General features: G+C 46.3%; 12 protein-coding genes. 6 read left to right on the top strand and 6 right to left on the bottom strand.

What is annotated here, in order from left to right; all coding sequences use genetic code 11:
- Positions 1 to 159: 159 nt before the first annotated feature.
- Positions 160 to 282: a hypothetical protein gene (locus FKX85_RS21735; RefSeq protein ID WP_262711626.1), complete on the bottom strand. Its 123-nt coding sequence runs from the start codon at positions 280 to 282 to the stop codon at positions 160 to 162.
- A gap of 149 nt (positions 283 to 431) precedes the next feature.
- Here FKX85_RS21735 and FKX85_RS07760 point away from each other — a divergent pair, with 149 nt between their 5' ends.
- The gene (locus FKX85_RS07760; RefSeq protein WP_141614191.1) at positions 432 to 1,856 is read left to right on the top strand and encodes an aminotransferase-like domain-containing protein; all 1,425 of its coding nucleotides are present in this window, start codon (positions 432 to 434) and stop codon (positions 1,854 to 1,856) included.
- A gap of 848 nt (positions 1,857 to 2,704) precedes the next feature.
- Here the strand turns inward: FKX85_RS07760 and FKX85_RS07755 are convergent.
- The 4 genes from FKX85_RS07755 to FKX85_RS07740 all read right to left on the bottom strand — a co-directional run bounded on the left by FKX85_RS07755 (position 2,705) and on the right by FKX85_RS07740 (position 12,371).
- Complete coding sequence (locus FKX85_RS07755; RefSeq protein ID WP_141614190.1) at positions 2,705 to 6,346, bottom strand: DUF4450 domain-containing protein; 3,642 nt, start codon at positions 6,344 to 6,346, stop codon at positions 2,705 to 2,707.
- Between the two features lie 6 nt (positions 6,347 to 6,352).
- Complete coding sequence (locus tag FKX85_RS07750; protein WP_141614189.1) at positions 6,353 to 7,426, bottom strand: glycoside hydrolase family protein; 1,074 nt, start codon at positions 7,424 to 7,426, stop codon at positions 6,353 to 6,355.
- Between the two features lie 241 nt (positions 7,427 to 7,667).
- Positions 7,668 to 9,182, bottom strand: coding sequence for a RagB/SusD family nutrient uptake outer membrane protein (locus FKX85_RS07745; RefSeq protein WP_141614188.1), 1,515 nt, complete (start codon positions 9,180 to 9,182; stop codon positions 7,668 to 7,670).
- An 18-nt stretch (positions 9,183 to 9,200) separates the two neighbouring features.
- Complete coding sequence (locus FKX85_RS07740; protein WP_141614187.1) at positions 9,201 to 12,371, bottom strand: SusC/RagA family TonB-linked outer membrane protein; 3,171 nt, start codon at positions 12,369 to 12,371, stop codon at positions 9,201 to 9,203.
- Positions 12,372 to 12,904: 533 nt separating this feature from the next.
- Between FKX85_RS07740 and rhaM the strand changes: the two genes are divergently transcribed.
- Complete coding sequence (rhaM, locus tag FKX85_RS07735; RefSeq protein ID WP_141614186.1) at positions 12,905 to 13,219, top strand: L-rhamnose mutarotase; 315 nt, start codon at positions 12,905 to 12,907, stop codon at positions 13,217 to 13,219.
- 101 nt (positions 13,220 to 13,320) lie between these two features.
- Positions 13,321 to 16,110: a glycosyl hydrolase gene (locus FKX85_RS07730; protein ID WP_141614185.1), complete on the top strand. Its 2,790-nt coding sequence runs from the start codon at positions 13,321 to 13,323 to the stop codon at positions 16,108 to 16,110.
- 107 nt (positions 16,111 to 16,217) lie between these two features.
- Here the strand turns inward: FKX85_RS07730 and FKX85_RS07725 are convergent, their stop codons facing one another.
- Positions 16,218 to 18,953, bottom strand: coding sequence for a DEAD/DEAH box helicase family protein (locus tag FKX85_RS07725; protein ID WP_141614184.1), 2,736 nt, complete (start codon positions 18,951 to 18,953; stop codon positions 16,218 to 16,220).
- 483 nt (positions 18,954 to 19,436) lie between these two features.
- On the opposite strand from FKX85_RS07725, the gene FKX85_RS07720 reads away from it, so the two are divergent.
- The 3 genes from FKX85_RS07720 to FKX85_RS07710 all read left to right on the top strand — a co-directional run bounded on the left by FKX85_RS07720 (position 19,437) and on the right by FKX85_RS07710 (position 22,319).
- Positions 19,437 to 20,486 carry a GntR family transcriptional regulator gene (locus FKX85_RS07720; protein ID WP_141614183.1) on the top strand — a complete coding sequence of 350 codons (1,050 nt, stop codon included), beginning with the start codon at positions 19,437 to 19,439 and terminating at the stop codon, positions 20,484 to 20,486.
- 192 nt (positions 20,487 to 20,678) lie between these two features.
- Entirely contained in the window at positions 20,679 to 22,121 is a 1,443-nt protein-coding gene (locus FKX85_RS07715; protein WP_141614182.1) for a purine-cytosine permease family protein, read from the top strand.
- Between the two features lie 12 nt (positions 22,122 to 22,133).
- Positions 22,134 to 22,319 (top strand): hypothetical protein, encoded by a 186-nt coding sequence (locus tag FKX85_RS07710; RefSeq protein WP_141614181.1) that lies wholly within the window; start codon positions 22,134 to 22,136, stop codon positions 22,317 to 22,319.
- The last annotated feature ends 33 nt before the right edge of the window (positions 22,320 to 22,352 follow it).

Here is a 22,352-nt window from a genome sequence, read left to right as displayed (position 1 = left end):
AGATAAAAATTAGCGCAAAGGGATGGTGTCGGCTATAAAGTACAAGGTATATGGACGCTGCATTTGGAATGTGGTATGTGGATATGGTAAGAAACTCAGTTGGATTATAAAAAAACGTCTTTGTAAAGTAGACTGGACAGGGACCTTGATGCACTTCGATTATCCCTTACCCCAAAGGATGCGAAACATGTCATTGAGCGTCATTGCAAGCTTGTCTACAGCCAAACAGGCCTGTCTGGTACCAAAAGCAGGGACGATAGGACGAAGCAATCTTTTTATCATATCAAAAGATTGCTTCGCCCCACTATCATTCCGCTCGCCATGACGGTTTGAAATAGATTATATAGTCGAACTCAAGCTCCAACTAATTAAAATAAAAACTTCATTCCTCTAGTCTAATTGTCTCATACCTCAAGTCTCACTTCTAAAAGATGAATCTCTACGAAAAACTCGCCAAGGAGCTCGAAAAGCAAATCAAAAACGGGGCATATCAATTTGGTGAACGTCTTCCTTCCGTGCGGCAGCTCCACCGTGAGACCAGCATGAGCATCAGCACCGTGCTCCAAACCATGTACCTACTGGAAGCCAAGGGGCTGGTGGAAGCGCGTCCCAAGCGTGGATACTTTGTCACCTTCTCGCCAAACCAAAACGTCCAAACTCCGGTCGTTTACCGACCAACGACGAAGGAAGGACCTGGGAATATCGAGGATACCATCCAACAGGTCTATGGGGAAAATGACCAACATGATCCTATCACCAATTTCTCAATCGGCGTACCTTCCTCAAAGATGCTCCCCATCGCCCGGCTAAAGAAAATCGTTCGAGAAACCATGCTGGACCTGACAGATGCCTGCGTTCATTATGAACCCATTATGGGCAACCCTTACCTTCGCCGACAGGTGGCCCAGCGTACTTCACTCTGGGAAAACGGCCTTTCTCCTGACGACTTGATCACCACCAACGGCTGTATGAACGCCTTGGCCTTAGCAATGATGGCTATCACCAAAAAAGGTGACCGCATCATCACGGAAAGCCCCGTTTACTTTGGCACAATACAGCTGGCCAAAAGCTTGGGCCTGCATGTTATAGAAATGCCTACACACAGCAATTACGGGCTGGACATAGAAGAAGTCAAAAAGACAATGAAAAAAATCGACATCGCGGCAGTCATCGTGGTCAGTAATTTCAGCAATCCGCTGGGCTATAACATGTCTGTACAAAGCAAAAGGGCCTTGGTAAAAATCTGTACTTCCCATCAAGTGCCCCTCATCGAAGAAGACCTTTACGGAGATGTGTTTTTTGGCACAGAAAGGCCTCTTCCCTGCAAAAGCTTCGACCAAAAAGGAATCGTCCTGTGGTGCAGCTCGGTATCCAAAACCTTGGCTCCCGGCTATCGCGTGGGATGGATCGCTGCTGGAAAATACACGGATAGAATCCTCAAAAGCAAGCTCTACCATAATGTTTCCAGCTCCTCACTTTCCCATGAAGTGGTGGCCAGATTTATGGACAAGGGCCGCTACGACAATCACCTTCGACAGCTAAGAGTAGCCCTGCACCATAACCTGCTCAAATATCTACAGGTCATTCAGGAATATTTCCCGGAAAACACCAAAACCACTTTCCCTAATGGTGGCTTTTTGCTCTGGATCGAACTGGATCCACGGATAGATACCTCGCAGCTCTATGAACCTGCCCTAAACCTGGGCATCAAATATGCACCGGGAAGAATGTTTACCCTGCGCGACCAATACAAAAACTGCCTTCGTCTGAGCTTCGGTCTGGACTGGAACGAGCAAACTGCCACCGCCCTGACCAAGCTGGGATTGTTATTACAACACCAGTTGGTTAGTTATTAGTTTGGGTTCTATATGATTTACTATGCGCAAACTGAGTGCTAGCGGATTATGGAGATCGAAGCATCGCGTGGAAGGATGAATTTGGGTGCCCATGCTCCTGATGCAGTCGATAATCATATATGTTTTCCTTGCCCATGGTCAGTACCTACGGCACTGTTAGGATACTGTATCCAATTTCTGTTACCAAGCTAATGCTCCTAACGGAGCATCCCTGCTTACACTTCTGTCGGCTAAAATAGTGAGAAGGGAGTCCTGGCCAATGCCGCCAAGCATTAAAGCTTGGTAAAATCAGGTTGCCTCCGGGGCACTTTGTGCCGTAGGAACAAAACTATTCCCCTGATCTATCCGCACAAGTGGGACAGTCCCGTGGATAATCTAACTACAGTATTCCATATAGAACCTTAGTTTGGAAGGCTTTAGGGGTTGAAGGTTTTAATGTTTGTGGGTTATTGCAATAACTAGCTTCTTCCGTGGCTATTATAAATTGAAAGATTTAAAGATTGGAAAATTGGAAAATTGGCAGGTTAGCGGAAGTCAATAGTGGATAATTTTTCCAGCCCCTTACGTATGGAATTTTTATAACCTGCGGGCATTTTTAAGATATCCATCTCAGAGGGCTTAAATAATCCAACCTCCTTATGTTCGTGACTGATCTGTAATAACTGCTCTTTCCCTAGATGGGATTTTAGACCGATTCCTTTCAAACTCCCCGGACTTTTGCTTTAGCGAGAGCTACAACCATGCATAACGAATTGTACTTGTCTGCTCCAATCTACCCCACCTAACCTCCCCTGCTGCGGCGGAGAGGAATTTGTCTCAAGTCTCACTACTCACTACTTAATACTCCTTCACTCCCTTTCCAACGTAACCGCCATCAAACCGATCACCACTTCGATCGTCGTCGCTTTTACCTCCAGATGATCCAGCTCTTTTTCAGGATCCAAGGGCAAATCCAACACAGTAGCGGCACCGCCATCAATGGCGTATTCGGTAAAGTGATCAATTGCTTCATAATTGTCATGGACCTTGCGGCTGATCTTGCCCGTTTTCAGGTGTACTCTGACAGGCCTCGGAACTCCTATTTCAAATGCATGATCATCAATAAAATAATCCTGCTCGATCGGCCACCAACTTTCAGGATTGCGCAGTGACAGGACATCCTTGCTGTCGTCTTTATAATGGATGACAACTTGGCCGTTTTCCATTCTGCTCTGCATGTGGTTGGTGGATCCAGCCATCAATAGATAAGCATGACTGGCCTTCCCGGACAAAGGCACCCGCACACCGTCCGGGTAATTGTCCCAAAGCGCGGTAAACAGGATATTATTTTCACTGCTGTCACCGGAAGTGGCGAAAGGAATTCCCTGGGGAAGTGCAAACCGCCCTTTTTCCCCGGCCAGCTTACGCAAACCACGGTCATCAATGTCCATATATGCGCCAAACGATGCCCAATCGCCCATGCCCTGAACTGGTATTTGCAAAGTCGGATACGGGGACCTGGGACTTAGGTATTCGTTCCTGAAAATTGCGGTCACCTTATCATTCATCGCCGAAGAAATATCCACCGTCTCAAGGTTTTTTGCTAAAGCATCCAATTCCCAATTGATCACCATTTGCTGGGCCAAAAGGGTTTCTCCATCGTAGACTGCCACTTCATTAGTGCCCGTTTGGAGCAGGGAAAGGTCTTGGATGGTAAATTCCTGCGCCTTATTCGAAACCAGGTTAACTTGCGCTTTCCAGGCCTTTCCATTCACCACAATGGAAACTGGCATTTCTTCCTCTTGGTGATTCGAGACCGAAAATGCCAATGCCGAAGGAGATTGATTGTCGGCTGCCGTAATTTCTAACCTTGGCAACACCTTAACGGCGATGGGCTCCCACCAGGTCATTTCTCCTTGCTTCAGTTTGGCGAAGAAGGTCTTGTCCCCAATTTGGCTGCCTACACTGGCCTCAAATCCACCATCTACTATTTCATTGGCCGTAAACAATTGCTCCGGATCATGTAATTTCAGCACTTCAGCGTCATTCCATTCCATGATCAAGCTTTCACCAACGGTGACCTCCTTGGGAAATCGCAAGGCCTTCAATGCCTCTCCTTGCCATGCTATCGAAATGCGACTATTTTCTCCCAAAGGTGTTTTGATCAAAACGGCAGGCTTGCCCACCTGATTTTCCAAAAGCTTCCATTCTACAGGTTTGCCATTGACCTTTACCGCTTCGATCCCCGCTGATTTTGCCCTTACGACCAATTCCAATACAACCTCTTTTCCAAACCGATTAGTGATTTCATAGTGATCCACTTCGTCCTTTTGCCTGAAGTCAATTCCCACATCTGGTGTGCTAAGGGAAGCATATTCCCATTCGGCAGGAAAGCCTGGTTTGATCTCCAATCGCTTGTTCATCAAGTCCGGTTTTACCCCAAACAGCCCTTCTATCAACGATCTGCCCCCCATGCCCACTGCATCCGCAAAGTCACGGTAAAGCTCACTTCTCATTGCATCCAAAAAGGACAGCTGCTGAAAATTCCCGGGACTGCCGCCCAAGTACATACTTTCCAGCAGGGCACTTTTCCATAACCTGAACGCTTCATTGGTATTTCCCGCTTGCCAATAGGCCAAACTTGTGTGCAGCACTTCTGCCAAGGCCACGTTATTTACCGACCACGTGTAAGGCATCCAATTGGTGGTCGAAAGAGTGTGGTATTCCCCTTCGTTCAGGCCATCTGCTGCCAAGGGGATATGTGGAATTTGCGTATCCACATATCGGGTCATCTGCCAGGCCTGAAAAGGATCCGGCACTTCACTGTCAATGGTGTGATAAATGGACCACACACCTGCTTGCGGATGTACATTCCTTGGTCCCAAAAGATCTTTGTATTCTGCATACCAACCACCTGGTAACCAAAGCGTCTCATTCATTGCCCGGAGGATGCGACCTGCCTCGGCTTCATACTTTTCACCATCTTCACCAATAAACGATGCCAGCTCTGCTGCTTTCTTATTGGCAAAATAATTATAGGCCGATGCATGGGCCACGCCTCCGCTATTGTACTGAAGTGCATCACTTGCCCAGATACTCGCATAGGCGTTATAAAGCCCATCACCGTCTGGATCAAAATTCCTTTTTTCCCAGGCCAAATGCCGCTCAATGGAAGGCCATACTTTTTTCAGATAACGCACATCTCCTGTCCAATCAAAATGACGGACCAACTGGTCAAAAAACACTTGGTTCATATCATAGTGATGCGGTGAAGACGGCTCCCCGGGACGTCGGCTGATATAGCCTCGATTAAAGATAGATTTACCCGTTTTCTCCACTTGACGAGCCAAATGTTTAGCAGTATCTGGATCATTTCTACTTCCATACGGTTCCAAATATTGCGACGCCAGGTAACCATCAAAGTGGGTCTTGGCACGATCATGCCAGCCCATCCAGTCGGCCACATAGGCGCCCCTCCATCCCGGCAAGGGCATCCGCCACGCCACCGCACCGTGCACATAAGCTGGCGCATCATAAATCGCATCTGCTGCTATGCCCAATGCTCCACCCACAGTATTGATGTAGGGATCAGGAGTTTTCACTTGGATGCGATTGGCCAGCTGCTTTCTTGCCCCATCTGCTTGTGAATAGGCTTCTGCTAATCCTTGATAAGGCAAATCCTGAAAACCGGGCCTGTAGATCGCAAAGTAATGGGGAGTATTCCCTGCAGGCACCTTGCCTACCAAAACAGGTGCATCCTCCACCGTTGAATCCCAAAGGGCAGCTGGGCGGTCCATCATTTGAGGTGCAGCGGAACGGATTTCGGCATTCAAAGGAAAAGACCCCAGCATCTTTGGCCGTGGAGCACCATCTTTGGTCTCACCATAAAATAACTCCAACTCATTCTGGCCATTCACCATTATTTCATTGCCCTGGCACTTTTCTACCGTCAGGTCAAATACAGATGGTGGATCGGCACCAAGATCACCCATCCTTCGAAACCGCTTGCCGGTGACGCCACCATACACCCAGATCAATTCGGCTGTTGCTGGCAGCCCTTCCGATTCAACTTTAAAAATTGCCCCTTCCTGCTCACGCAATGGCATTACCTTAATGCTGATCACGCCATTTCCCAATAGCTGATCGGTGATGGAATACTTCATCATGCCTGCACTATAACTAGCCTTCACTTGCGATGACTCATGCAGCCATTTGGATTGATCACCTACTTGGACACCGAGTCTAAAATGCCCACCCATACCGGGCAAATAAAAGGAAAACAGTGGCTGGTCGCCCGCTTCTGTGCGAAAGTCAGAATGATAGCCGTATAGGGCACGGTTAAACCTACGCTCGCCATTTTCGATCACAAAATCCTGCCCACTTGGCGAGTAACGCAGCTTTCTGGGGATGTCGTGCCAATATCCCTGTCCCATCACCTGATGGATACCGCCTATAAAAAAGCAGATGAGCAGTAATGTAAATAATGCTTTGTCAGTCCTTAACTGATGCATGATGGTTTAGCTTTTTATGTTGAAGAGATAGGTACTTGAAGTCATGAACTTCCCGCCCTGACTGGCCAAAAAGAGGTAGTCAGGCTTATTGTCCTTAAAGAGAATCTGTGGCCGTTCAAACCGGCCATATTTTGACAAATGGCCAGGTTTTGGTGGTTGGCTGAAATAATGGTCGGTCTCATAATAAGCAATCTCCGGCGGATCACTGAAATGAATCCCGTCTTCGGACTCTAGGTATAATCCATACTGATGGTTATAAATCCCCATGTCTCGCATCAGCATCCGGAACTTGCCGTCTTGGTACCAGACAAAGCCGTCTTCAGCCTGTATATTGTCTCCTTTATCGGCATAATTGATGATCGGATTTCCATCATATTTACGGTATGGCCCTTCCGGCTGATCGGCTATCGCCAAGCCGTATTTTCTATTGCCCCGGATTTTAGGATCAGTATAATGCTCGTATTCGTACGTGTTCCAAGATTTGTAATAGAGAAAACAGCGGCCGTCAGAATGCTGTACAAAGGAAGGATTGGTGGTACAATGATCGTCCCAGCTCCCTTCTTCTCCCGCTTCCAAGAGCGGCTCATCCGGCCGTTTCCAGGGGCCATCCAGGGAATCTGCTGTGGCCAATCCAATCCGCTTGGTATTTGTACGTTTATTGTGATTGCCCATGTAAAAGAGATAATACTTTCCTCCCACTTCCTTGATATGCGGATTATGGCAGGTAGTCGCATCCCAGTGATTCCCTCCTCTTGGAGAAAGCACCACCTCCTGAAAAGTATACGGCCCTTCCGGCTGATCGGCCACTGCATGGGCAATTTCCGACTGATGGATCCATCCACCCATACCGTACTCCGCCTTCCAGCGTGAATAGAACACGTGGACTTTTCCGACCGCATCATAGATGGGGCTTGTGCCCCATACATAATATCCTTCTGTCTCCAATAAACGGTGTAATGGCTCCAGCCGGCTGGCAAATGCTGATTCTGGATCCCGACGGAGCAGTGGTTCCAATGACGATGGAAAAAGCCCCATAACCGGCACCATTGCTGTATATCCCAGAAAATCCCTTCGTTTCATAAATGTGCTATTTTAATCTATTCATTAAAAAGCCACCCGTCTTTAACGGATGGCTTTCATAATAATCCCCTCTTCCACTTTACATGTATACATCCATGATTAGTGTAGACCGGATTAATTATTGTTTTTCACTCCAATACAACCTAACCTCCCCTCCGCGGCGGAGAGGAAGAGACATCTTGCTACTTGCATCTAGCTACTTGATACTGTCTTCTTACCTCGTACCTTATACTTTGTACTCCTAATAGCCGGGATTCTGCTCATACAGCCCTTCCTTCACATCCAGTTGGTTGATCGGAACGGCGTAGATCAGGTCGTCTGAGGTGATGTCAGTAGAAATCTTGTTGCCCGAATCATCCATTTCGATCCAGTCCAGCATCACATCGATGGCCATTCCCGAGCGCACAAGGTCATGCCATCTCAGGCCTTCTCCGACAAACTCCCTCCTTCGTTCTTCCATGATTTGCTCATAGGTAACGTTGGTAAGCGTGGTGCTGACACCAGCACGCTCCCGGATGTCATTGACAATCTCATCGATTTCTGCTTGGGAACCGCCACTTTTGCTCAGGGCTTCCGCTTTCATCAACAGGATATCTGCATAGCGGATGACGGGATAGTTCAGCTCAAAGTCAAAGCGGTCTACGCCCAAGTTGTCCAAATCAAGATACTTTTTGATAAACCTATCCTGAACGGTATTGCCATTGGCATCGGTGTAATTTATCCAAACCGAGAAATCATCTCTCACATCATTGGTTTCATAAGACCCCATCAGGTCTGCCGAAACAGTCTTGGGGGCATCCGGGAAGGTCCCGCCTGCAAAAGGAATCCCATTGGAACGGGCAAACGCTTCTGGATAGTGATACTGCACATACTCACCGCCTACGCCGAGTCCACCACTCAAAAACTGGATATCAAAAATGATCTCCTCATTGTTTTCATTGTCATAAGCAAATATATCTTCATAGCTATCCACTAAATCAAACTGGCCACTGTTAATTACCTCGTTGAGCAGGGTCAACGCTTGACTCCATTCGTTTGTACCAAGAACGGGGCCATCAGGATGCAGCTGTGTACCAGAACGGGTCATGTATACCCTGGCCAGCATGCCTCTGGCTGCATGTGAAGTGGCACGTCCCAAATCGCCTGCACTGGTATATTCATCCGGCAAATTGCCAACCGCAAATTCCAAATCTGAAATGATCAGCCCATAAACATCCGCTACAGGACTGCGTGGAATTTCCAATGCTTCCAATGGTGTCACCGGTCGGTCAAAAAGCGGGACTTTACCGTAAAACCTGATCAGATCAAAGTAGTACAAACCTCTCAGAAACTTCGCCTCGGCCTCAATTCTACTCCTCACCGCCTCATCCGGAAGCACATCAGGGCTTAGGTTGTCCAAAATGGTATTGGCGCGCATAATATTATTGTACAGGCCATTCCAAGTGGAATTCATAATCCCCGCTGTCGCTAGATTCGTATTAAAATTATTGATCAGGTTGTAATCCCTAACGCCTGCGGTACCGGGGGAATAGATATTATCCGAGCGGACTTCACTCAATTCAAAATGATTAATCGGATAGGAATTCAGCCCATTGTAAGCACCTGTAAGTCCTTTCAGGAAATCTGATTCATTCTGATAAAAGGCATTTGAGCCGATAGAAGATATGGGCGACTGGTCCAGCTTGCTTTCACAGGAAACCATTGCTCCAGTGGCCAAACCAATCAGCGTGATATATAGTTTATTCAACTTTTTCATTGTTCTTGTTATTTTGGGTTAAAACTTCAGGTTGACACCAAACACAATTGATTTGGACAGTGGAAATGCACCATAATCATCCCCGTCGCTATTTACCGCCTCGGGGTTAAATCCACCAGTGTACTTGTCCCCACCAAAGAAGTTCTCCGCTGTCATATAAACCCTTGCTCCGGAAAGCAATTTTTCGTTGGCAATGATCCTGCCCAGGTCATAGCCCAGCGTAATATTCCTGATTCTCCAGTAATCAGACGGATACAGCCAGTCGGTATTTTTGATCCGGCCAAAGCTGGACACGGCTTTTCCGGTCTCACCATCACCAGGGTTTTCAGGAGACCGCCATCTGTTGCGGTGTCTTCCAAGGGTATTTTCCACATAGCCCATACCTGGACGGTCCATCGCACGGCCAAAAGTGGAATAAATCAACCCTCCCCATTGGCCTTGAACCAGGATGTTCAGGTCAAAGCCCTTGTACCGGAAATTATTGGTAATGCCCCAGATATAATCCGGATTGGGATTACCGGACAAAATCCTATCATCAGGATCAATGACCCCATCATTATTAGCATCCAGATACTGTGGATCCCCTTCTTCCTGGTTGCCATATAAGGCCGCACCATTATCAATCTCCTCTTGCGTCAGGATGCCAATATTCTGCACCAGGAACAACGTATTCATCGGCTGCCCCACCATGGTAATGCGGTGGTTGATATCAAAGCTTCCGCCCAAAATAGGGGTGTTGTTTGGTCCGAGCTGTCTTACCTCATTATTGTTATGACTGAGGTTGACATTGGTCGTCCACTCAAATTGCCCTGTGATATTCCTTGAGGTCAATTCCAGTTCCCAGCCTTTGTTCATCACTTCTCCGATATTGGTCAGTGCCGTGGTAAATCCTGTAGCAGAGGGCACAGGAATGTTCAATAACAGGTTGGTGTTCTTTCTGGTATAGTAATCGAAGGAAGCATAAATCCTGTTTTGGAGTACACCTAAGTCCAATCCTACGTTCATCATTTCGGACTCTTCCCAGCCCAGTCCAGGATTGGGGAAGTTACCGGGAATCAACCCATTGTTCAGCGCTCCTCCATAAGAGTAATTGGCAAAATCCAAAGTGGCGATATGTGAATAATCCCCTATGCCATTGTTGCCTGAAAGACCCCAGCTACCTCTTATTTTCAGGTCGCTGATCAAGGACATGTCTTTCATGAATTCTTCATCAGAAAGCCTCCAACCCAAGGATACGGAAGGGAAAAAGCCCCACTTGGTCTCATCGCCAAAACGGGAAGAACCGTCCCTTCTGGCAGAAGCCGATATCAGGTATTTCCCTTTGTAATCGTACTGCACACGGCCAAAATAAGAAAGCAAAGTGCTTTGTGTTTCGGTGGTATTCGTACTTCCCGCATTGATTACTGCAGCATTGAGGGTAGTGATGCCTTCCACATCAAAATTCCCTCCCATGGTATAGGTATTTCGCTTATTGAAATTGTACGACATACCGATGACCGCATTCAGGTTGTGTACCTCGTCAAAAGACCTGTCAAAGGTCAAGGTGTTTTCATTGACAAAAGTTAATTTCCTGTAGCCATTAAAACCGCCCGTTGTCTGCTTGTTTCGCGTAACCGGTGCAGGCGTGTAGTTTTTATTTTGCTGGTCTACATTGTCCACGTTTAGCGTGGTCTTGAAGGCCAGTCCCTCGATAAAATCGTACTGTCCATAGGCTGTGGCCAAATTTCTGAAAATCGTCGTTTCGTTTAATCTCCCCTTGGCATAGGCAATCGGGCTTAAGCGTGAACTTGCCCAGGTGTAAAGCGGAGTATCTCCTACACCTGTATTGAGGCCGGCATCAGCCTCCACCACCGGTGCCATGCCCACAGTAGTATGTGTAATGGCATCCTTTCCTTCCACACCCGGGTCATTCAAGGCGGAATAAGAAGGATTCAGGTTCAAGCCAAATTTGAGTTTATTACTCGCCTGCACCTCCACATTGGCACGGGCAGAATAACGCTTATAGTCCAAGCCTACTGCAATCCCTTCCTGATCAAGGTAATCCCCAGAAATAAAGTATTTTACGCTCTCGTTTCCTCCGGATGCATTGAGTTGGTAGTTCTGCACTATCCCTTTACGGAAAAGGTGATCCTGCCAATCCACCAGCATCAGCCCCGGGTAGCCCTCCATCATCCACCGCTCGTCATACATATAGTTTCGATCAAAACCACCCAGGATGGCTTCCCTTTCTTCCAGGCTTTGCGCTGCGCTGCGGCCTTCGCCAGACTGCTCCCACTGCGTATTGATCATCTCGGTGGCCCGGTCGATCCACTCGGTGGGCCCCAGCACGTCCAGCTTCTTAACCGTTTCGTTAACCCCTACATAGGAGTTTAAACTGATCTGTGCTTTGCCTGATTTACCGCTTTTCGTATTGATCATCACCACACCGTTCGCTGCACGGGATCCGTAGATCGCTGCTGCTGCAGCATCTTTTAGCACTTGGATGGATTCGATATCATTAGGACTGATATTATCCATGGGATTTCCTCCTGCTGCCTCCAGTGGAAACCCATCAATCACATACAAGGGTTGGCTATTGGCCGTAATGGAGCCCACTCCTCGGATCTGAATATCAAATCCCTGGCCAGGCACTCCTGTCGTCTGCTTCACCCTTACACCAGCCATCTGACCCACCAAGGCCTGATCTACCCGCTGAATGGGCCGCTCCGTCAAATTCTCTGGTTCCATCTGGGCAATGGCTCCAGTAATATTTGCTTTTTTCTGAGTACCGTAACCAACTACCACTACTTCTCCCAGCTGCTGCATGTCCACCTGGAGTGTTACATTCAGGGTAGTCTGGCTTCCAACCGTGATCTCCTGCGTTTCAAATCCAATGGAGCTAAACGTCAAGACAGCTCCCTCATCGGGTACTTCCAGGGTAAACCTGCCGTCAATATCCGTAACGGTGCCCCGCCCGGTGCCTTTTAGCAGAATACTCACACCAGGCAGTGGCAGATTGTCTTCACTGGAGATTACTGTACCTGTAATTTCTTTTTCCAGATTGTTAATAGTGATTTCTAAATCATCATTGACCAGATGACCTGAAGGAAAGGGGATTTCCTCCGCATTCGCCACAGCACCGTAGGCCATGGACATGAACAAAAGTGCACGCTTTTGCCATGGATTCTTAAGGGTTAATTGTCTTTTCATCGGTTATTTTTTAGGGTTTTTTATACCGGCAAACGTTCATTTACCGATCTTTTCATTACATCAGCTTTTATCAAAAAAGCCACCTTTCACCATTAAGAGCACTTTCTCACCGATTTGCCAGGTAAAAACACAATACCTACTATTTCGATGAAAATCACTCCCTGTTCTTCTAAAGTAATGGAAAAGTCCTTGATGCTTGTGCTGTAGTATCCCGTAAACCCTTCTTTTCAAACGTTTGAATGATTGTTCTGCACCTTCGATTAAAAAATTAAAAAACCACCATATAAATCATTTGACAAAATAAAAACCAACCAACAAACCAGCTTAAAATCCTACACCTAACAAACTATCGAAACTATTTTCCTACCAGGGTACTGATCCTGTCCAGCAAAACCTTGGACTGCTCATGATCTTTTTTTGTTTTAACACCACCAGTCACATCTCTCCTCTGTATCCTATACCCGTCAGATCATAACAGTTATTTCAGCATTATTATGTTTCTTAGGAGTTGGGACACTAATTCCGCTTAAAAAATGACAAAACAACTTGCCTTTAAAATGAAACTACTGCCTGGATATGAGGCAGAATATGAAAAACGGCACCGTGAAATATGGCCTGAACTGGTGACCTTGCTAAAGGACAGTGGCGTGCAGGATTACAGCATTTACCTGGACCAGGAAACCTCCACCCTCTTTGCGGTACAAACTGTAGCCGGCAACAGTTCTTCCCAAGATTTGGGCAATACCAAAATCGTTCAAAAATGGTGGGCATACATGGCTGACATTATGGAAACCAATCCCGACCAATCGCCGGTAAGTGTTCCACTAAAAGAGGTTTTCACCTTGTAACACTTCATGGTACTGCAGGAATCGTTAACATTTGCTCTCAATCCTTTGCGACCTGAAAAAGGTGAACGGATGCCCAATATTTCAATCAGCAATTATAACCAATGAAACTTACTTTAAAACTTCTAATACCAGCGGCCTGTATGCTGGCCATTTCATGTCAGGCTCCTTCTGAAGAAGCCGCCAATAAACCCACCATAACGCCGAACAGCTGGCCAGCCATCACCAACCAGTCCAAGCCCTGGACAAGATGGTGGTGGATGGGCAATGCCGTGGATAAGGAAAACCTCAACTACCTGATGCATGAATACGCAGATGCAGGACTGGGCGGAGTAGAAATCGCCCCCATCTATGGGGCAAAAGGTCATGAAGACCGCTACCTGGAATTTCTGTCTGACGAATGGCTTGAAATGCTCAAGTATACCATCAATGTATCGGACAGCCTTGACATGCAAGTGGACCTGACCCAAGGAACCGGCTGGCCTTTTGGAGGGCCATTTGTCAACCCCGGCCATGCTGCATCCAAATTGGTCACGAAGGAATTTGACTATAGTGGACAAGGGACTTTCTCACAAGACCTTACTTGGGAGGATGAAAAACGACCTGAACTCAGTCCTGAGCTTATCGCTGTCATGGCTTATGGCGACAATGGACAAGTAGAAGAAATCACCAGCCAAGTCTCCGCTCAAGGGCAGCTGAACTGGCAGGCAGAAGGAAACTGGAAAATCATGGCCATCTACAATGGCAAAACAGGCCAAAAGGTAAAAAGAGCCGCTCCTGGAGGACAAGGCTATACCTTGGATCACTTTTCGACAGAAGCAGTTAACAGTTACCTGGATGTTTTCGCAAAAGCCTTTGGAGAGGACATTCCCGGAATAAGGGCCTTTTACAATGACAGCTTTGAAGTGTATGGTGCCAATTTCACCAAGAGCTTCCTTGAGGAATTTCAGCAACGAAGGGGTTATGACTTAAAAACCTATTTGCCACAGCTTCTTGGAAAAGAAAACAACGAAGAGGTGGCACGTATCAAATCAGATTATCGTCAGACGCTCCACGAACTGCTCCTGGAGCACTTTACCGCAAACTGGACAGCATGGGCTCACAGCAAGGGCAAGAAAACCAAAAACCAAGCCCATGGCTCCCCCGGCAACCTGATAGACCTGTATGCAACGGTGGACATCCCTGAATGTGAGACTTTTGGTTCCAGCTATTTTCCGATACCGGGGCTCAGAAGGGACAGTACCGATATCCGAAACGTGGATCCCGACCCGATCATGCTGAAGTTTGCTTCCTCGGCAGGCCACCTGGCCGGAAAGCCACTGATCTCCTGCGAGACCTTCACCTGGCTGGGCGAACACTTCAAGTCTTCCTTCTCTCAGATGAAGCCCGAGGTGGACCAAGCTTTCCTCGCTGGCATCAACCATGTTTTTTATCATGGTGTCACTTATTCCCCTAAAGACATTGATTTTCCAGGTTGGTTATTTTACGCCTCCCTGAACCTTACCCAGCAAAACAGCCTCTGGCCACATTTCAGAAGCTTCAATGATTATATCGCCAGGTGCCAATCTGTCCTGCAGGCAGGGAAGCCTGACAATGAGCTGATCGTTTACTGGCCTGTCTATGATGTATGGGCTGAAGAAGGCAATATTTTCAAAATGATTTCTGTCCACCATATCGACGATTGGCTGCATCCAACTGCTTTTTATGAACAGACTACTGAGCTGATGAAACAAGGCTTTGCGCTTGACTTTGCATCCGATAAACTCATCCGTGACGCCAAAGTACAAGAAGGGAAAATCCTTACCCATGGTGAAGCCTCTCCGGCCAAAGCACTGCTGATCCCTAAAATGGAGTACTTCCCTGTCCAAACCTTGGAAGCGGCCATCCAGCTGGCCAAAGAAGGTGCCACGGTGATCTTTGAAGCGGTGCCCGAGCATGTTCCGGGACATTTTGAAGTGGAAAAAAGAGAAAAGCAGCTGGCCGACGCTTGGAATCAGCTTCAGTTTAATGATCAAGGGGAAGCCGCCACTGGAAAGGGCAAGGTAATCCTCAATGCAAACGTCAGACAAGCGCTGGAAAGCGAATCCATCGAAAGAGAATCCCTCGCAGACAGCGGTCTCCAATTTATCCGCCGGGCCGTTGGCAATGACAAGTATTACTTTCTGGTCAACCACACGGCCAACACCATCAATAAAGAAATCACACTGAACGTTAGGGCTTCTTCTATATTCCTGATGAACCCGCTCACGGGAGAAAGCGGATTGGCAAAAAGCCATCGCCAGGAGGGCAAAACCGTCGTCAAAGTACACTTGGAGTCCGGAGAAAGCCTGCTTCTTCAAGCTTCAGCAGCGGAAGCTACTGCTGCTGCCCCCTGGGTTTACCGTACCAAAGCAGCCAAAACCATTCCTGTCAAAGGGCCATGGAAGCTTCATTTTAACGCTGGTGGACCGGAACTTCCTCAAGACCAGACCTTCGAAACCATCCAACCTTGGACGGCCAAAGGCGACGACAAAGCCGATCAGTTTTCAGGACAGGCCACTTACAGCACCACATTTGACCTACAAAAAGCTGAAGGCAAACACTACCTACTGAAACTCGGAAAGGTCCATGAAAGTGCCAAGATCTGGATCAACGGTCAAGAAGCTGGCTATGCCTGGAGTATCCCTTATCAACTTCGCATAGGAAAATTCCTGAAGGACGGAAAAAATGAAATAAAAATCCAAATAGCCAACCTGATGGCCAATAGGATCCGCTACATGGACCAAAAAGGCTTAGAATGGAGAAATTACCATGAAATCAATTTTGTAAACATCAACTACAAGCCTTTTGACGCGTCCACATGGGAAGTGATGCCGTCCGGACTGGAAGGGCCAGTGGAGCTGGAGGTGTTTTGAGTAATAGCTCCCTTTCTATCGGTCGATGGGGGATCTTCTGCCATTGATTGTAATCATGCCATGGCTCAAGGTCATGGCATGATTACTTGGATAACACTGTTTTACAATCACTTCCATATCATTATCCGTTCTGGTTTTTGCTCAAACTCCGATGCCAACGAGCTCATCCTGGCTCTTAAGAGGCTTTTACGGCCATCCAGCGACCTTGTATATACTAGTTCACAATCACCGACAGATCTTCTCCACTCTGCTTCAAAAATTTGAGCAAATTGCTTATTTCTTCCCAAGGCCTCAGGTACAGCATGGTAGTCGCGCTGGGCAAGCAACTTTAAGAAGAAGCTTTTTCTTATGATCAAGTACCTCGGATTATCGATTTGTTCTATAATTTCCTGTAGGGATTTTATAAACAGAGACTTTTCGAATGTACTTCCTCCTTCCAGATGGCAGTAAATGGTTCCCGCTGCATCTACATCAGAAATGACACGAAGAGAGTCCTTGTCCGAGCGAATGAATTTTGCTTTGAGCAAAGCAATAAGCAGAGCCTCAGCGATTTTGTGCACATCCTTACCAATGTCACGATACTTTACGTACATACGCCCCATTTTATAGCTGAAACGACCAAAAATAATCATAGCCACTACCCCGAGCCCCAAAAGGCAATCCTTTAAATCCACTATAGTAAAAATGTATCTGGACACCTTCGTCATTCCAAAAATGGCCTGAATCCCAAAACTTCCCAGAGCAGACAAGAACAACCCTGCAAACGCCTTTATAGTCCGGTTATAATATAGGGATTTGGTCTGTTTGTAGGTTTGGTTCTTTGGAAAGGGGATTTTTATGTCCTCCACGAGCACATGTCCATTCTTTATGGCATCCAACCACTTTTCCGATAACAGGTTCCTATCTTTGGCTTGACCCATTACAAACGCATTCATTTCCATGGCCTGCTCCAAGCTGTTGATTTCGGCTGGCATACCCAGTCTGTCCAGGCCATTTTGAATAGTAACCGGTGCTTCTGAAGAGACTCCCACGAAGGTTTTGAACCGCCTTCTTAGCACGTACATATCAGCTCCTCCTGCTTCATCAGAAGGATCCAGGCAGGCCAAATGCCAGATATTACTGGTCTTCTCTGGTTCTTGTTTTCCTTTTCTAATTGCTCTTCCTCGCATTTGATTGGAAAGTACAAAAGAGCCGACAAAACTCGCCATGATCAGGGAATTGATCGCAGGTGCGTCCCAGCCTTCTCCCAGCAAAGCTTTTGTACCGACAAGGAGTGATACATGTCCCTGCTGAAACAACTCGGTCATCCAGTGGACAAGCCGGTGCCGTATGCCAGTACTGACCGTTACTTCCAAAAACCCCGAGTCATACGGCAACGCTGAAAAGTAAATATTGTCTTCTCCATCAACAGCAGCCAATCGCTGAAGTGGCTCTAATGCTGCTCGAGGAATAATCACCAGTGACCCTGTCAAAACTGCCATCTTGGCGGGAATTTGCGCCTTCCTTCTGAGTATTTCGAATATGGGCATTACTCCAATTCTATTGAGTTCCAGGTCATTGATAGGCCGATTGGGAAGAAATTCCTTTCGGATATAATCCGTAAGGATCACCATTCTGAGTCCATCTCCTAGCTGCTGCTGCTCAAACTCCACGATCTGCTGTATACTGGTGAGTTTACTTAAGCTTCTGCTCAGATAGCGATTGATCTTGTCGCTGTGCCAGAAGCTGATTGTTTTCTTCTCAAGCACACCTGCCCTCCTTAGTCGGTGGGCCAATTCCTCTCTGTAAGATTCCTGCAAGGGGAAATCCTCGATACCTTTAAACAAGTAAAAATCCAACAGTAGTGCCATCCAATTAAAATCCAGCGCAGGTAAGACCAAGTCTTTTACACCGATCACCTCCCGGTGGATTTCGGGGATTTCCTCTCCTGCTGCATGGAGAAAGACCAAAAGGGCAGAGTAGTGAGGTAGATTGCTATAAATCCATTCCAGATTGTCTTCTGGAGCCTGAAACACAGCATGGTTACGGAGGGCATTAACCAGCATCTCCTCTCCTTTTAGCTCTTGATACAAGGCCTTGACCTGTTTTCTGTAGGCAAAGATCTTCTGGCTTTCCAGTGGAGAGGGGAGAGAGTAATATACAAAATCCTGATGCGCGCACAGGGTGTTTTCGGCAATCAACTCCGGTACGGTGATTTCTGCATCCACTGGACCGTTTAAGGAAATATAACGTTGCCATTCTCCCGGTGATACATCATAAGGAGGAGTGGCAGTCAATCCCACAATGGTCGGGTCGAGGTGCTGTTTTATGCAATCGATCGATTCCCACCAGGCATTTTTTAAGTGATGGGCTTCATCTACCATGATGGTCCCTAGCTGTTGTTTTTGCAGTTTACTGATAAAGGAAGTGATCTCATCGACCTCCTCACCAGTTGCGGTTAAGCGCTTGCCGTTATCAAGTTGTCCGAACGGCTCTTCATGGCGACATACTGCGTGCAAAGCCTGATAAGTAGCCACAGTGAGGAAGGAAGGTTCCTTGATATCAGCGGAAATCCACTCCGGTGCAGTCTTTACCTGGAGAAAAAGTTCACAAAACCGCTGGATCCACTGGTCTCTGATAGCAATGGTCGGCGCCAAAATCAAGGTAGGTTTATTGATACGCAGTGCCACCTCCAATCCCAGTACTGTTTTCCCTGAGCCCGGCGGGGCAATGATATGCAGGTGATCATCGGCAAGGTGGGTCTCCAGCTCATCCAAAACTCGCTGCTGGTAAGCACGCCATGGATATTTAAAAGTTATTCCTTTTGGAAAGCTACTTCTTATTTCAAAGTCTGATAGGTTCATTCGTATTTACATTTGCCATAAAGCATTGGTAAAAAGTAGTTGATCGCCAAAATCAAAATATTGGTCACTAATAATGAGCACAATTTAAAGCGCACTAAATTACAATTAACTTTTCACTACAAAAATTTTAATGTGGGGATTCCATCACTGGGTAAAGTAAGGGATAAAATGCGCAATCGATTGTACAAAATAGTATTATAAATCCCTTAATTTATCAGCTTATATTTACAGCAAACGGTTTCTAAAAAATCAGTTTCCTTTCTTCTTTACAATAAAATCACTAAATTTCTATAGAATACTTCCCAAATTATATTTCTTTAAAAAAAGGGTTTAAACAACGAAAAGATAATGTTTCAAACCAACAAATGCTGAAACACCGACAAAAATCCCCTACCGTACACATAAAATATTTAACGGCACTTGCTTGGTATAGCAAGTTCTAATTATATTACAATCGATTGCGCAAACGACCTAACCCCCAAAATGATCGAAGCTCCAACATCCATCCGTATTGATTCGGAGTCCAGGATTCCGAAATACCAGCAAATCGTCAATTCCATCATTGAGGACATTGAAAAAGGCAGCCTATCTGTGGGTGAAAAGATCCCTTCCATCAATGAAATAAGTGAAGAGTATTATCTCTCACGGGATACCGTAGAAAAAGCCTATAATCTTCTTAAGAAAAAGAAGATCATTGTTTCTGTAAAAGGTAAAGGGTATTATGTTGCCAGAAACGTGTCCCAATCCCAGGTAAAGGTGCTTTTCTTGCTGAACAAGTTGTCCAATTACAAACTTCGCATTTACAATTCATTTGTCAATAGCCTGGGTGCTGACGCACAAGTAGATCTCCATATCTATCATTGTGATCCCAAAAGCCTACTGAACCTGCTCAATGAAAATACCGGCGCCTATGACTACTATGTAGTGATGCCCCACTTTAAGGACGACGATTTACACCACAATAACTATAACCAAGATGTAATCGATGCCCTTCGAAAAATCTCTCCTGATAAGCTCATCATCATGGATAACTACATGCCTGACCTCGGGGATGAAGTGGCTTCCATTTATCAGGATTTTAAAATGGACATTTATAAAGCACTGAAAGAAGGACAAGCTCGTCTGCAAAAGTACGACACCCTGATTTTGGTCTATCCTGACAATGTCATTTACCCCTATCCCAAAGAAATCAAGCAGGGATTCAAGAAATTTTGTGTAGAATTTGGACTGGAATTTGAGATCATCAACACCATCTACCCTGAAATGGAACTGAGCCCCAATGATGCCTACATCCTCATCGAAGAAAATGACTTGGTCAACCTTATGAGACAGATTCGGGATGAAGAATACTTACTGGGGGAAGACGTAGGCGTCATCTCCTATAACGATACGCCTTTAAAAGAACTGCTGGGTATTACCGTCATGTCCACCGACTTCAAAGTCATGGGGGAAACGGCCGCCTATATGATCAAAAAGCGTAAAAAAGAGGTGGTCAAAAATGTCTTTAACTTCATTGACAGGGGATCAATATAAAGTAAACCGTCATCGCACCTGTGGTAAACCAGACCTGATCTTCTCTGAGGACAGATATGAAGACGATCTCTCTAAAACCAATAACAACCATAGTAATTTACATATTTAAGCAGGTCACTTCGTAACAGTACAGGATAGCTTTTATCCTGTATTTTTTTAATTTCACAGCTACCCAAAATACGATTTAACAACATGTCCGATAAAAAGAACCTTGTACAGAAACTAGAATCTGTCAATGAATATGAAAGGGAAGCTATCCCTAAGAGTAAGCTTAAAAGCTGGAAGTCCTTTGTAGGGACTTATGCCGGTGAACACACCGCAGGAACGGAATTTGTCCTCGGCCCACTATTTGTTGCCCATGGTGCGAGTGCGATCGACTTGGTAGGTGGATTGCTGGTAGGAAATATCCTTGCCGTGCTCAGTTGGGCTTTTTTCACAGGCAAAGCTGCTACCAAAACACGCCACACCCTGTACTTCCAATTGGAAAAAATAGCGGGCAGTCGCTTTACCATTATCTATAATCTGGTCAATGCAGTAGCTTTTTGTTTTTTGGCTGGCGCCATGATCACTGTAGCCGCCACGGCCGTTGGGATCCCCTTTGACCTGGCCATGCCCGCGCTGGACGACACCCTGCCTACCAGCTTTGGATTTGTGCTTACCGTATTTGTGGTCGGCGCCATCACAACAGTCATTGCCATGTTTGGCTTTAACCAGGTAGTGAAATTCGCGAATATTGCCGCTCCATGGATGATCATGATTTTCGTCGCAGCTGCCGTAGCGGTATTGCCTCGGTTAGGGATCAACTCCATCAGTGATTTCTGGCCAGTGGCCAAGGAAACCATCTGGTCTGGCGTACCTTTGGAAGGAAAAACCAAATTTACCTTCTGGCACATTATGTTCTTTGCGTGGTTCTGTAATATGGCCATGCACATCGGGATGGCAGACATGTCCATCCTTAGATATGCCAAAAAGTGGACTGCAGGTTTCGCAACTTCCACTGGAGTCTTCCTTGGACACTATGTGGCCTGGCTTGCTTCTGGCATCCTGTATTCCCTTTTCCTTCTGGAATCAGACGGAAGCCTGGTATTTGCCCCAGGGCCGATTGCCTACGAAGCTGTTGGTATCGCAGGAGCAGTCTGTGTGATCATCGCGGGATGGACCACCGCCAATCCTACACTTTACCGCGCAGGACTCGCCATCCAGTCTATCAACCCCAAATGGAAAACCTGGAAAGTCACGCTCTTTGTAGGATTGATCACAACCATAGCTGCATGTTTTCCAGCTTTGATGATGCAGCTGTTGGACTTTGTCGCACTCTATGGATTGGTACTGATGCCGATAGGTGCTGTCATATTTATTGACATTTTCCTATTGCCTAAGATGGGCATGAGATCCAACTTCGCAGAGCTGACCAATCGAAATTTCAATCCTGCTGTAGGCATCACTTGGCTGATCACTCTGATTTTCTGCCTTGGTCTCAATCTATTTGGAGGAGTTGAAATCTTTTTCTTGGGACTACCAGGATGGTTTGTAGCCGTAATCGTCTACATCGCAAGCAGCAAAATCATCCAAAAAAACACCCCAATACCAGACCTTAACAGTACTTCTACCAAACGTGAAGTTCCTGTATCATAACCCAAATCAACCATGAAAACTCTCATTAAACTTATATCATTTATTGCACTGGGCTTAAACCTTATCCCTGCCTTCTTGGTATTTCAAGGGGTTATTTCTTCTGACCAATGTAAAACACTGATGTTTATTGGCACGGTGGTTTGGTTTATTACTGCCCCCATGTGGATGAACAAAAAACCTGAAGAGGCCTCATCATAGGCCTCTTTTTTATAGATTCACATAAATCTAATC

Origin of the sequence: Echinicola soli (assembly GCF_006575665.1) — a bacterium.
Taxonomy (GTDB): Bacteria; Bacteroidota; Bacteroidia; order Cytophagales; family Cyclobacteriaceae; genus Echinicola; species Echinicola soli.
This window is presented reverse-complemented; position numbering and strand designations above follow the sequence as displayed.